Origin of the sequence: Amycolatopsis melonis, assembly GCF_040064235.1 — a bacterium.
Taxonomy (GTDB): Bacteria; Actinomycetota; Actinomycetes; order Mycobacteriales; family Pseudonocardiaceae; genus Amycolatopsis; species Amycolatopsis melonis.
Genome location: NZ_JBDZYD010000012.1, coordinates 145,605 through 157,829 on the forward strand (window position 1 = coordinate 145,605; position 12,225 = coordinate 157,829).

General features: G+C 72.6%; 15 protein-coding genes. 10 read left to right on the forward strand and 5 right to left on the reverse strand.

All coding sequences use genetic code 11. The features are described from left to right. Window positions 1–43 precede the first annotated feature (43 nt). Complete coding sequence (locus ABJI51_RS30440; protein ID WP_348954483.1) at window positions 44–1,246, forward strand: GNAT family N-acetyltransferase; 1,203 nt, start codon at window positions 44–46, stop codon at window positions 1,244–1,246. Window positions 1,247–1,301: 55 nt separating this feature from the next. Beyond that, window positions 1,302–2,519 carry a GNAT family N-acetyltransferase gene (locus ABJI51_RS30445; protein WP_348954484.1) on the forward strand — a complete coding sequence of 406 codons (1,218 nt, stop codon included), beginning with the start codon at window positions 1,302–1,304 and terminating at the stop codon, window positions 2,517–2,519. Here ABJI51_RS30445 and ABJI51_RS30450 read toward each other — a convergent pair. Continuing rightward, window positions 2,516–3,463 (reverse strand): 5'-3' exonuclease, encoded by a 948-nt coding sequence (locus ABJI51_RS30450; RefSeq protein WP_348954485.1) that lies wholly within the window; start codon window positions 3,461–3,463, stop codon window positions 2,516–2,518. The genes ABJI51_RS30445 and ABJI51_RS30450 overlap by 4 nt on opposite strands. A gap of 256 nt (window positions 3,464–3,719) precedes the next feature. On the opposite strand from ABJI51_RS30450, the gene ABJI51_RS30455 reads away from it, so the two are divergent. Genes ABJI51_RS30455 through ABJI51_RS30470 form a run of 4 tightly spaced genes read left to right on the forward strand, consistent with a single transcriptional unit; the run spans window position 3,720 to window position 5,870 of the window. Next, window positions 3,720–4,862 carry a M24 family metallopeptidase gene (locus ABJI51_RS30455; RefSeq protein ID WP_348954486.1) on the forward strand — a complete coding sequence of 381 codons (1,143 nt, stop codon included), beginning with the start codon at window positions 3,720–3,722 and terminating at the stop codon, window positions 4,860–4,862. After that, on the forward strand, window positions 4,859–5,314 hold the full coding sequence (locus ABJI51_RS30460) for an Lrp/AsnC family transcriptional regulator (RefSeq protein ID WP_072478851.1): 456 nt from the start codon (window positions 4,859–4,861) through the stop codon (window positions 5,312–5,314). Before ABJI51_RS30455 ends, ABJI51_RS30460 begins: the two co-directional genes overlap by 4 nt. Window positions 5,315–5,359: 45 nt before the next feature. Beyond that, window positions 5,360–5,584 (forward strand): hypothetical protein, encoded by a 225-nt coding sequence (locus ABJI51_RS30465; protein WP_348954487.1) that lies wholly within the window; start codon window positions 5,360–5,362, stop codon window positions 5,582–5,584. Beyond that, window positions 5,571–5,870: a hypothetical protein gene (locus tag ABJI51_RS30470; RefSeq protein ID WP_020638237.1), complete on the forward strand. Its 300-nt coding sequence runs from the start codon at window positions 5,571–5,573 to the stop codon at window positions 5,868–5,870. Before ABJI51_RS30465 ends, ABJI51_RS30470 begins: the two co-directional genes overlap by 14 nt. Here ABJI51_RS30470 and ABJI51_RS30475 read toward each other — a convergent pair. Further along, on the reverse strand, window positions 5,767–6,972 hold the full coding sequence (locus ABJI51_RS30475; RefSeq protein ID WP_348954488.1) for an MFS transporter: 1,206 nt from the start codon (window positions 6,970–6,972) through the stop codon (window positions 5,767–5,769). The genes ABJI51_RS30470 and ABJI51_RS30475 overlap by 104 nt on opposite strands. 48 nt (window positions 6,973–7,020) lie before the next feature. On the opposite strand from ABJI51_RS30475, the gene ABJI51_RS30480 reads away from it, so the two are divergent. After that, window positions 7,021–7,488 (forward strand): winged helix-turn-helix transcriptional regulator, encoded by a 468-nt coding sequence (locus ABJI51_RS30480; protein ID WP_348954489.1) that lies wholly within the window; start codon window positions 7,021–7,023, stop codon window positions 7,486–7,488. 105 nt (window positions 7,489–7,593) lie between these two features. Here the strand turns inward: ABJI51_RS30480 and ABJI51_RS30485 are convergent, their stop codons facing one another. Together ABJI51_RS30485 and ABJI51_RS30490 are read right to left on the reverse strand one after the other, a co-directional pair. Beyond that, window positions 7,594–8,673, reverse strand: a complete 1,080-nt coding sequence (locus ABJI51_RS30485) for a GDSL-type esterase/lipase family protein (RefSeq protein ID WP_348954490.1) — start codon at window positions 8,671–8,673, stop codon at window positions 7,594–7,596. 48 nt (window positions 8,674–8,721) lie between these two features. Then, on the reverse strand, window positions 8,722–9,351 hold the full coding sequence (locus tag ABJI51_RS30490) for a TetR/AcrR family transcriptional regulator (protein ID WP_348954491.1): 630 nt from the start codon (window positions 9,349–9,351) through the stop codon (window positions 8,722–8,724). Between the two features lie 62 nt (window positions 9,352–9,413). Here ABJI51_RS30490 and ABJI51_RS30495 point away from each other — a divergent pair, with 62 nt between their 5' ends. Next, window positions 9,414–10,037 carry an FMN-dependent NADH-azoreductase gene (locus ABJI51_RS30495; protein ID WP_348954492.1) on the forward strand — a complete coding sequence of 208 codons (624 nt, stop codon included), beginning with the start codon at window positions 9,414–9,416 and terminating at the stop codon, window positions 10,035–10,037. A gap of 13 nt (window positions 10,038–10,050) precedes the next feature. Then, window positions 10,051–10,386, forward strand: coding sequence for a rhodanese-like domain-containing protein (locus ABJI51_RS30500; RefSeq protein ID WP_348954493.1), 336 nt, complete (start codon window positions 10,051–10,053; stop codon window positions 10,384–10,386). Here the strand turns inward: ABJI51_RS30500 and ABJI51_RS30505 are convergent. Then, on the reverse strand, window positions 10,374–11,276 hold the full coding sequence (locus ABJI51_RS30505; RefSeq protein WP_348954494.1) for a LysR family transcriptional regulator: 903 nt from the start codon (window positions 11,274–11,276) through the stop codon (window positions 10,374–10,376). The genes ABJI51_RS30500 and ABJI51_RS30505 overlap by 13 nt on opposite strands. 97 nt (window positions 11,277–11,373) lie before the next feature. Here ABJI51_RS30505 and ABJI51_RS30510 point away from each other — a divergent pair, with 97 nt between their 5' ends. Continuing rightward, entirely contained in the window at window positions 11,374–12,213 is an 840-nt protein-coding gene (locus tag ABJI51_RS30510; RefSeq protein WP_348954495.1) for an oxidoreductase, read from the forward strand. Window positions 12,214–12,225: the final 12 nt, after the last annotated feature.

Sequence of the window (12,225 nt, forward strand, 5' to 3'; positions counted from 1 at the left end):
TTTTCGGTGGCCGGACTTCGTCGTGTGCGGGAATGATCCGGGGATGAGCGATTTCGAGATCCGGACGCTGGACGCGGATGAGTTGCGGGCGGCGAGCGACCTGTTCCGGGACACGGTGCACTTCCGTCCGGCTGATGACACCGAGTGGGAGCGGTTGTCGCGGGCGTATCAGGCGGGTGGCTCGATCGGGGCGTTCGGGCCGGAGCTGATCGGAACGGCGCGGTTCTTCGATGCGGAGCTGACGGTGCCGGGTGGGGCGCGGGTGCCGATGGCGGGGGTGACGTCGGTGGGGGTCCGGGCGGATCGGACGCGCCAGGGTGTGCTGCGGGCGTTGATGACGGTGCAGCTGGAGCAGCTGGCGGCGCGGGGTGTGGTGTGTGCGAACCTGCTGGCTTCGGAGGCGGGGATCTACGGGCGGTTCGGGTACGGCCTGGCGACGCGGAGCCGGACCTACGGTGTGGATCGGCATCGGGCGGCGGTGCGGGCGGAGGTGCCCTCGGGTGGTGAGGTGGAGCTGCTCGATCTGGACCGGGCGTTCGAGGTGTGTCCTGTGGTGTACGAGCGGCTGGAGCACCGGGCGGGGATGATGACCCGGCCGGAGGTGCTGTGGCGGTTCTACGAGAGTCAGGCGCGGCGGCACACGCAGCCGACGAAGGCGCTGGTGCATCACGGTTCCGAGGGGCCGGACGGGTTTGCTCTCTACCGTGTCGAGGGTTCGGCGGGGCATCCGTGGACGAAGACGCTGGAGGTTTCGCATCTGTTCACGGGGTCGCCGTCGGCGTTCGCGGGGTTGTGGCGGTTCCTGCTGGGGATCGATCTGGTGGATCGGATCGTGGCCGAGGAGCGGCCGCTGGACGAGCCGATCGAGCTGATCCTGGCGGATCATCGCCGGGGGAACGTGGACCGGGTCGAGGACGAGCACTGGGTGCGGCTGGTCGACGTCCCGAGGGCGCTGGCGGCGCGGGAGTACGGGCATGCCGCGCCGGTCGTGGTGGAGGTGGTCGATCCGCTGTTGCCGGGCAACAGTGGCGGTTACCGGATCACGCCGGAGGGTGCGGAGCGGACGGACGAGGCGGCGGGGCTGCGGCTGGACGTCGCGACGCTCGGGATGGTGTACCTCGGTACGTGGCGGCCGTCGGCGCTGGCGGAGGCGGGGCGGGTCGAGGTGCGTGATCCGGCGGCGGTGGTGGCGGCGGATGTGCTGTTCGGGACGCGGGTGGCGTCCTGGAGCGGGACGTACTTCTGACGCGCTGCCGGAAAACGGGATGCCGTGGCCGGCAGGGGGCGGCAGGATCGGCGGTATGACCGTTTTCGACGTCCGTTTGATCACCGAGGAAGAGCGTCGTGCGACGTTCGACGTGCTGAACCGTTCGCTGCACGGCAAGCGCGTTGCCGACGACCTGTGGTCCCGGATGGGGGTGTCCTGGCCTGCCGCGCACAAGTTCGGGGCGTTCGAGGGGGACGCGGCGATCGGGATCGCCAGTTCGTTCGACACCGAGGTCGCCGTGCCGGGCGGGCGGGTGCTGCCGGTGGCGGCGGTCGATGGGGTCGGGGTGCGGGCCGACCGCACGCGGCGCGGGGTGCTGACGGCGTTGATGGCGGCGCAGCTGGCGGAGGTGGCGGAGCGGGGGTTGCCGCTGGCGATGCTGCATGCGAGTGAGCCGACGATCTACGGCCGGTTCGGCTACGGCTCGGCGGCGCTGGGCAAGACGGTGCGGGTGTCGCGGCCGGCGGCGCGGCTGCACGAGCGGGTCCCGGTCGCGGGTGAGGTGCGGTTGCTGGGCCCGGAGGAGGCGGTGAAGGAGATTCCGGCGGTGTACCGGCGGATCGGGCTGCACCGGCCGGGGATGATGGCGCGGCCGGAGGCGTGGTGGCCGGCGGGGCACGAGCGGCATCTCGTGCCGGAGGAGCGGTACACGGTGGCGGTCCACAGTGGACCGGACGGGGTCGACGGCTTCGTCACGTACGAGACGATCGGCCGCCGTTCCCTGGATTCGCCGGACGAGGGTGCGGTGCTGAACGTGTACGACCTGCATGCGGCCGGGCCCGCGGCGCTGGCGGGGTTGTGGCGGTTCCTGCTGTCGGTCGACCTGGTTTCGGCGGTGCACGCGCGGCACCGTCCGGTGGACGAGCCGCTCGCGGTGATGCTGACCGACCACCGGCACGCGAGCACGCTGTCGGTGGAGGACGACCTGTGGCTGCGGCTGGTGGACGTCGAGGCGGCGCTGGCGGCCCGCGGTTACCGTGCGGCGGAGCCGGTGGTGGTGGCGGTGGCCGACCGGCAGCTGGCGTCGAACTCGGGGCAGTACGAGGTCGGCCCGGACGGTGCCCGGCGCACGTCGGCCGAGCCGGACCTGGTGCTGGAGGTCGACACGCTGGGGATGCTGTACCTCGGGCAGTGGAGTGCGACGGCGCTGGCGCAGGCGGGGCGGATCGAGGTCCGCGACCCGGCTGCGCTGACGCGGGCGGACGAGCTGTTCACCACGGTGACCGCGCCGTGGAACGGCACGCACTTCTAGCCGCCGGGCAGGGCCTTGAGCAGGCGTTCGACGGAGTTGCCGAGGTTCCAGCGTTCGGCCAGTTCGGCGACGCGCTGCGGGTCGGCGGGGGTGGCGGGGACGGTGTCGGGGCGGGACTGCTCGACCGGGGCGTCGACCGCGACGCGGACGACGGTGGGGGCGACGGCGAGGTAGCCGGCCGCTTCCTTGAGCCGTAGCCGGGTTTTGAGGGGGAGGCGGGCGTCGCCGGTTTCGGCGGCGGCGAGGAGGCCTTCGAGTGAGCCGAACTGGGTGATGAGCTTGGCGGCGGTCTTCTCGCCGATGCCGGCGACGCCGGGCAGCCCGTCGGACGGGTCGCCGCGCAGGGCGGCCATGTCGGCGTAGGCGGGGCCGGCGGTCTCGCGCGGGAGGCTGTAGCGTTCGGCGATCTCGGCCGGGCCGAGGACTTCGGCTTTAGCCCAGCCCTTGCCGACGTAGATGACCGACGTGAGTGTCGGTGCGGCGCGGACGAGCTGGAACAGGTCCCGGTCGCCGGTGATGACCTCGACGGGGTCGGCCTGCTCGCGGGTGGCCAGTGCGCCGATGACGTCGTCGGCTTCGTAGCCGCCGGCTTCGGCGGTGGCGAAGCCGAACGCTTCGAGCAGGTCGAGGATGATCGGGACCTGCGGGGTGAGGGTGTCGGGCACCTCTTCGACGTCGGGGCTGCCGCTGCCGGTCTCCTCGGCGACGCGGTGGGCCTTGTAGCTGGGCAGCAGGTCGGTGCGGAACTTCGGGCGCCAGTCGGCGTCGAGGCAGCAGACCAGCCGCGCCGGACGCCGGTCGGTGAGGATCCGCGCGATCGTGTCGGCGAACCCGCGCACGGCGTTGACCTGTGTCCCGTCCGCGGCGCGCATCGAGTCGGGCAGGGCGAAGAAGGAGCGGAAGTACAGGCTCGCGGAGTCGAGCAGGGCAAGGGATCCGGTCACCCGCACAGCCTGCCACGCCCGCCCGTTCCCGGACGGTGCGCCACGCGCCGGAGGGCAAGGGAGGACAACACGCGCCGGACGCGGCCAGGACGTCATGAACGAGTCGTTCACCTCGTCTGACGTCATGAACGAGTCGTTCATGTCGTGGGGGCAGGCTCGCCGGGGCCGGTCTACAGGGCTGCCGGCGTCACCCGGCCCGGCATGTCGCGGGCCCGGGCGGCTGCTGCGCTCCCGGTGCCCTACTAGGCTCGCGGTCATGTCGCGTCGTTCCCTCCACACGCCTGCCCCCGATGCCGCCGCGCTGCGTGCCCGCCTCGACCGTGCCCGTGCTGCCGCGGCTGCCGCGCACACCGATGCCCTGCTGATTGCGCCCGGTTCCGATCTGCGGTACCTGCTCGGGCAGGCCGGTGGCTCGTTCGAGCGGCTGACCACGCTCGTCGTTCCGGCCGAGGGGACGCCCGCGCTGGTCGTGCCGAAGCTGGAGGCGCCCGGGTACGCCGACGTCCCGACCGACGACCTCGGGGTGGAGCTGCTGACCTGGGTGGACGGGGACGATCCGTACAAGCTGGTCGCCGACCGGCTGGGCAAGCCCGGCCGGGTCGCGGTCAGTGACTTCACTCCGGCGCTGCACGTGCTGGCGTTGCGGGCCGCGCTGGGGGAGGCCGAGCAGACGCTGGCCGGGCCGGTGGTGCGGGAGCTGCGGATGCGCAAGGACGCCGCGGAGATCGCGTCGCTGCGGGAGGCCGGGGCGGCGATCGACCGGGTGCACGCGCGGGTCCACGAGTGGCTGCGGCCGGGCCGGACGGAGGCCGAGGTCGGTGCCGACATCGCCGCGGCGATCGTCGAGGAGGGGCACGTGCAGGCCGACTTCGTGATCGTCGGCTCGGGCCCCAACGGGGCGAGCCCGCACCACGACGTCTCCGACCGGGTCATCGAGAAGGGTGACGTCGTGGTCGTGGACATCGGAGGTCCGCTGCCCGCGGGGTACAACTCCGATTCCACCCGGACGTACGCGGTCGGTGAGCCGCGGGACGCCGATGTGGCCGAGACCTACGCGGTGCTGCAGCGGGCGCAGGCGGCCGCGGTGGCCGCGGTGCGGCCGGGGGTGACGGCCGAGCAGGTCGACGCGGCCGCGCGGGAGGTCATCGCGGCGGCCGGGTTCGGGGAGTTCTTCATCCACCGGACCGGGCACGGCATCGGGCTGGACGTGCACGAGGAGCCGTACATCATTGCCGGGAACGCGCTGCCGCTGGAGCCGGGGATGGCCTTCAGTGTCGAGCCGGGGATCTACCAGCCGGGCCGGTGGGGTGCCCGGATCGAGGACATCGTGATCGTCACCGAGGACGGCGTGGAGCCGGTCAACAACCAGCCGCACGAGCTCGTCGTGCTGGACGCATGACGGCCGGCGGCCTGGAGCCGCTGGACCAGGCGATCGTCCAGGAGCTCGCGGCGGACGGGCGGCGCAGTTTCACCGATCTCGCCGAGCGGGTCGGGTTGTCGGTGTCGGCGGTGCACCAGCGGGTGCGGCGCCTGGAGCAGCGCGGGGTGATCCTCGGGTACACCGCGCGGCTCGACGGCGAGCAGATCGGGCTGCCGTTGACGGCGCTGATCTCGCTGACGCCGAACGACCCGGCCGCGCCGGACGACTATCCGCAGCGGATCCAGCACATCAAGGAGATCGAGTCGTGCTACTCGGTGGCCGGCGACGAGTCCTACATCCTGCTGGTGCGGGTGGCGTCGCCGCTGGCGCTGGAGGACCTGCTGCGGCGGATCCGGGAGGCGGCGAAGGTGTCGACCCGCACGACGGTGGTGCTCTCTACGCCGTTCGAGGGACGTTCGCCGACGTTCTGACCGCGATCGCCGGTCCGGGACCGGGGCGCTGGTACGGTAAAAGGTATGGCAACACGTAAGGTGACTCTTTCGCTGGACAGCGGCGCACTGGAATTCGCCGAACGCGCCGCGAAAGCCCACGGAATCTCGGTCTCGTCCTGGCTGTCGAAGGCAGCCCGGCGCGAGGCGGTCCGCACCGGCTACACCCCGCAGAAGCCGGAACCGGGCGCCGCGGAATCGGACGAGGCCGAACGCGCCGCGGCGGAGAAGGATCTGCGTGCGCAGGGGTGAAGTCTGGACGTACCACCCCCCGACCGAACCGGCCCGGCAGCGCACGGTCGTGCTGCTGTCCTCGGACGGGGTGAACGAGTCCGAGCGGCCGTGGCTGCTCGGCACCGAACTGCTCGACCGCGACCCGATGGACATCCTCGGCGTGGCGATCGACGCCCGGTACTGGGTGTCGACGCTGAACCTCACCCGGCTGTACCGCCCGTGGTTCGACGAGCGGGTCGCCGAGATCGACCAGGACGTCCAGGAACGGATCGACATCGCCCTGCGGGCCGCCCTCGACCTGTGAGGTCCAGAGCCCAGACGGCGAACGCGCAGGCGGCGAATCCCGCGCCGAGCAGGCTCGAACCCGCCCAGCCCGCGACGGCGTACACCGTGGTCGTGGCGGTGGCGCCGAGGGCGGAGCCGAGCGAGTAGAAGATCATGTAGCCGCCGATGACGCTGCTGGTGCGGTCCGGGTGGGCGGTGGCCAGCAGGTGCTGGTTGCTGACGTGCACGGCCTGCACGGCGAAGTCGAGCACGACCACGCCGAGGATCACCGGCCACAGTGACCACGACGCCTGCCCGATAGCCGCCCACGAGACGGCCAGCAGCACGAGCGCGCCGCCGGTGACCCGGCTTGCCAGGCCCGCGTCGGCCCAGCGTCCCGCGCGGGCGGCGCCGAGCGCGCCGACCAGCCCGGCAAGCCCGAACAGGCCGATCTGCGCCGTGCTCAGGTCGGCGAGCGGGAGGGCCAGGCCGCTCCAGAGCGTGCCGAACGAGGCGAACAGGAAGAACGCGATCAGCCCGCGCGTGCGGAACAGGCGTTCGCGCAGCAGCGCACCCGGCGCCTGGCGGACAGAGCCGATGCGCGGGTCAGGCGGCAGGGTCTTCCAGACCGCGCCGGCCAGGACCACCAGCAGCGCGGCGAGCACGGCGTACACGCTGCGCCAGCCCCAGGCCGTGGCCAGGACGCCGGAGGCGACGCGGGCGCCGAGGATGCCGACGACGACGCCGGAGGTCACCGCGCCGAGGGTGCGGCCACGCTCCTGCGGGGCGGCCGTGGCCGTGGCGTAGGCGACGGTCGTCTGGACCACGACCGCGAACAGTCCCGCGATCGCCAGTCCCGCCAGCGCCATCCAGGGCCGTGTCGCTGCCGCCGTCAGTGCCGCGCCGGTCGCGGTCAGCAGCAGGTGGGCCGCGATGAGCTTGCGCCGGTCCAGCCGGTCGCCCAGGGGGACCAGTGCCGCGAGACCGGCCAGATAGCCGAGCTGCCCGGCCGCGACGATCCACCCCAGCTGTGCCTCCGGCAGGCCCAGGTCCGCGCCGATCCGCGCGAGCACCGGCTGCGCGGCGTAGATGCTCGCGACGGCGACCGCGCACACCGCCGCCAGGAGCGTCCTCTGCCTCATCCCACCCCAATCGGTAGCATTTTGCAACTGATTCGACCGTACGGCAGAATGGTTTCAAAGAGCAACTCTTCCGGAGGTGCGGTGCCCGAGATCTGGACCGACCCGCAGTGCCCGGTGGCGCGCACCCTCGACCTGGTCGGCGACCGCTGGAGCCTGCTGATCGTCCGCGACGCGATGGACGGCGCGCGGGCGTTCACCGACTTCCAGCAGCGCACCGGGATCGCTCGCAACATCCTCACCGACCGGCTGCGCCGCCTGGTCGACCGCGGCGTCCTCGACCGGCAGACCGGCCCGTCGGGCAAACGGCAGCTCTACACCCTCACCCCGGCCGGGCGTGACCTGTTCACCGTCATCGTCGCCCTGCGGCAGTGGGGCGAACGCAACGCCTTCGCCGACGGCGAACCGCACTCGGTGCTCGTCGACGAACACGGCGTCCCGCTGCCACCCCTGCAACCGACCGGATCCGGCGGCGCACCCGCGGACGTGGACACCACGTCGGTGCGCAAAGCCGGCTGAGGCGCGTACCTGGGCGGTCGGCCTGCGTACCTGGAGGGTCGGTTCGTGAGCCGACCCTCCAGGTACGCGAGCCGACTGTCTGGGTACGCCGGCCGACCCTCCAGGTCAGCGGGCCACGACCTCCGGGGCCGCGTGGAGCTTGCCGTCCGCGCCCGCCAGGCAGGAGGCGTTGCCGTCGCGGGCGGCGATGAACTCCGACAGGCAGTTGGCGATCGCCAGATGGCCTGCCGCGTTGGGGTGGAACGACTCCTGCAGCGCGTGCCCGGCCCGCTCGGCCTGGCCCAGGTCGGACAGCTGCAGCGTTAGCCGGGTGAACCACTCCGTCGCCGGGTTCGCACCGCCGCTGCACGCCTCGTGCTTGACGCCGGCCTTCGCCAGATCCAGGAACCGCGCACCGGTCTGCTGGGCGGCCGCCTTCAGGCCCGCCGACAGCACACCGATGCCGGTCTGGGAAATCCAGCGCAGGTCCTCGGTGCGGAACGGGCAGCCGTTGAGGTTGCGCAGGTCCTCCGGCAGGTCCGGGCCGATCGGCGCGGCGTAGGACTGCAGGATCAGCTGGTAGTCCGCCGGCACGTACCCCGCGTCCGCCAGCACCTTCTTCACGTCGGAGACGGCGGCGGCCACCTTCGGCACCATTGCGTCCACTTTGGACTGCCAGGTCTGCTTCAGTACCGTGCTGCACGGCGGGCCGCCGGCGTTGAACCACGCCTTGAAGCAGTCGTTGACCTGGTTGGAGAACTTCGGCTCGTCGTTCGCGCCGACCGCGATCACCACCGCCGCGACGCGGTGGTCCTTCACCAGCGCGGCCAGCTGCCGGGCCTGCGACGGCTCGGTCCACTGCTTGACGTCGCCGAGCCCGACCTGCTCGGCGGGCGCGCCGGAACAGCCGAGGTTGACGCGCGCGGAGATGCCCGGGACGGCGATCTTCTCCACGAACGCGTTGGGGGAGCGGTGACACCAGTTGCCGCCCTGCCCGTTGGTGGCCGGGATGTACTGCCCGGCACCCTCCCCGGAGACCGTGCTGTCGCCCATCGCGACGACGGTGAGCGGGCCGGTGCCCGGCGGTCCCTGCCGCGGCTGCGGCTGTCCCGGTCTGCTTTCCGAGCCGAAGAAGACGAAGAACCCGGCCAGCAGGGCCACGCACGCGAGGACCAGTGCCCCCCAGTACCACCGAAGACGTCGCATCGCCGTCGATTCTACGGACGCCCCGCCGCGATCACCGTGCGTTGGTGATCACTCCGGCAGCCACGTCCGCACCAGCCGGACGAGTGACTCCGCCAGCGCGGCCGGGGCCAGTTCGCGGTCGCGCAGCCAGTGCCGGACCTGCTCGGCCGCCAGCGCCGCGAGCAGGACGTCCGCGGCGATCTCGGCGTCCGCCACGCCGCCGGCGGCGAACAGGTGACGGCAGTGCTGCCGCCACAGCGCGTGCGCGCCGGTGCGGAAGCGTGCCCCGGTCGTGGCGGTCTCCGACAGCAGGACCAGGTCCAGCTGCCGGGCCAGCAGGTCCAGGTAGCCCTCGACGAACGCGCCGAGCCGCTCCGCGGGTGCCGCGCCGGGACCCAGGGGCGGCGGGCCGGTGAGGATCCGCTCCTGCAGCTCGCGTTCGCGCTCGTCGAGCAGGGCCATGGCGAGCCCGGCCTTGTCGCCGAAGCGGCGGTAGAGCGTGCCCTTGCCGACCCCGGCCGCGCCCGCGATGTCGTCCATGGTCACCGCGTCGACCCCGCGCTCGGCGAAGAGCGCTTCCGCCGCGGCGAGCACCCGCAGCCGGTTGCGGGCGGCGTCGACTCGTTCGCGCACGGGGGCACCGAGGAGCGGCAGCTCAGTTGACGAAGCGGACTCCGGTCCGCTACGGTTCGAAGACATAAGCGGACTCTAGTCCGAATCTTCGTCCGGCGGAAGCCGACACTCCAACGAGGAGCACCTCCATGCCCGACCTGCTGCACATTTCCGCCTCCCCACGCGGCGCGGACTCCGAATCGCTGCGCCTGGCAGCTACTTTCCTGGACACCTACCGCAGCCTCCACCCGGACGCCGAGATCGACGAATGGGACCTCTGGGACGGCACCCTGCCCGAGTTCGGCCCGGCCGCCGCGCGCGCCAAGATGACCGTCATCGGCGGCGGCACCCCGCAGGGCGACGAAGCCGCGGCCTGGACCGCGGCCAAGGCGGCCTTCGCCCGCTTCGACGCCGCCGACCGCGTCCTCTTCAGCGTCCCGATGTGGAACTCCGGCGTGCCGTACGTGCTCAAGCAGTTCGTCGACGTCGTCTCCCAGCCCGGCCTGGTCTTCGGCCTCGACCCGGTGACCGGCTACGAAGGCCTCCTGCGTGGCAAGCGCGCCGCGGTCGTCTACACCAGCGCGGTGTGGGCCCCCGGCGTCGGCCCGGAGTTCGGCCGCGACTTCCAGTCGTCGTTCTTCACCGGCTGGCTGAACTGGGCCGGCATCGACGACGTCACCGAGATCCGCTACCACCCCACCCTCACCGGTGACGCCGCCGAGGCCGGCCGCATCGCCGCCGAAGCCGCCCGCGACGCCGCGAAGACCTTCTGAGAAAGGAAAACCCATGACCGAGACCATCGACCGCGAGACCCTGCAGGCCGGGCTCGCCGCCGGGGAGATCACCCTCGTCGACGCGCTGCCGGAGTCCTACTACACCGCGCGTCACCTGCCGGGCGCGCTCAACCTCGTCGCCGACGACGTCGCCGCGAAGGCCCCGCAACTGCTGCCGGACAAGGCCGCCCGGATCGTCACCTACTGCTCGAACCCCGCCTGCGCCAACAGCGGCCAGGTCGCCGCGCAGCTGGAACGGCTCGGCTACACCGACGTCCGCAAGTACGCCGCCGGCATCGAGGACTGGGTCGAGGCCGGGCTGCCCACCGAAAGCGGTCAGCCCGCCTGAGTCAGATCCGTGGCCGCCGCCAGCTCGACGGCCACGGCGGTGATCGTGCCCAGCGCCGGATTGTCGTTGCCCGGCAACCACACCAGCTCGGTCCGGGCGACGTCCCCGGCCAGCGGCACGAACGCCACCCCCGAGCGGCGCAGGCTGTGCGACGAGCGGGTCAGCCGGGTCACCCCGACCCCGGCCGCGACCAGGCCCAGCAGCCCCTGCACGGTCGCGGCCCGCTGCACCACCCGCGGCGTGAACCCCGCGGCGGCGAAGTCCTCGTCGTAGCTGCGGTGCCACGGCTCCCAGCTGCTGCGCGGGGTCAGCACCCACGGCTCGTCCGCCAGCTCGGCCAGCGTCAGCGACGCCCGCCCGGCCAGCGGGTGCTCGGCAGGCAGGACCGCGCACACCTCCTCGGTCAGCAACGTCCGCGACGCCAGCCCCGCCACCAGCGGCGGCCGGGTGAACGCCAGGTCGAACCGGCCCTCGCGCAGGCCGTCGACCAGCTCGGCGATCGACGCCTCCGCCGTCGTCACCACCAGGCCGGGAAACCGCTCGCGGACCGCGCGGACCACCGGCGGCAGCAGGTAGTTCGCCGTCGTGGCGAGAAACACCAGCCGCACCCGGCCGATCTCGCCGCGCACCGCCCGGCCGAGGGTGGCGACGGCCTCGTCGGCGCGGGCTAGCACCGCCCGCGCCTCCGGCAGGAACAGCTCGCCGACGGCGGTCAGGCGCGCCCCGCGGGCGCCGCGGTCGAACAGCCGCGCGCCCAGGGTGCGTTCCAGCACGGTGATCTGCTGCGACAGCGACTGCTGCGCGATGTGCAGCCCGGCCGCGGCGCGGGTGAAGCTGGTTTCGTCGGCGACGGCGACGAAGTAGCGCAGCTGCCGCAGCTCGGGAGTCACAGGCTCAGACTGTAGCCCCGGCAGGACATCGGTGTTGGCGCCGTTGCGGTGATCTTGGCCAGGATGAAGGGAGGAACCACTGGGAGGAACGCTCAAGATGACGAACACCGACGGCCGCGTCTGGCTGATCACCGGCTGCTCCGCCGGCTTCGGCCGGGAGATCGCGCTGGCCGCCCTCGCCGCGGGCGACCGCGTGCTGGCCACCGCCCGCCGCCCGGAAACCCTGGCCGAGCTGCAGGACCGCGGCGGCGACCGGGTCCGGACCGCGGCACTGGACGTCACCGACCCCGGCCAGATCGACGCGGCGGTCAAGACCGCGCTCGAGGAGTTCGGCCGCATCGACGTCGTGGTCAACAACGCAGGCAACGGCTCGGTCGGCGCGGTCGAAGAACTCACCATGACCGAGCTGCGCGAGCTGATGGACGTGATGTTCTTCGGCGCGGTCGAGGTGACCAAGGCCGTGCTGCCGCACCTGCGCGCGCAGGGCAGCGGCACGGTCGTGCAGATCAGCTCGATGGGCGGCCAGCTGTCGATGCCCGGCTTCGGCGCCTACTGCGCGGCGAAGTTCGCACTGGAAGGCATCTCCGAGGCACTCGCCGCGGAGGTCGCCCCGTTCGGGGTGAAGGTCCTGATCGTCGAGCCGGGCGCATTCCGCACCGAGTTCGGCGGCGGCCGCATGCACCGCTCCCGCACGATCGACGCCTACGCCGTATCGACCGCGGGAACCCGCGAAGCGGTGGAGAACATGGACGGCACCCAGCCGGGCGACCCGGCCAAAGCCGCGGCGGCCATCGTCCGCGCGGTGGACAGCGACGACGCTCCGCTGCGCCTGGCCTTGGGCGCGGACGCCGTCGACGCGATCCGCGCCCACCACCAGGCCCTCGCCGCGGACCTCGCCGCCTGGGAAGAAACCAGCCGCGCCACCGCGCTCGACTGACCCGCCGGTTCC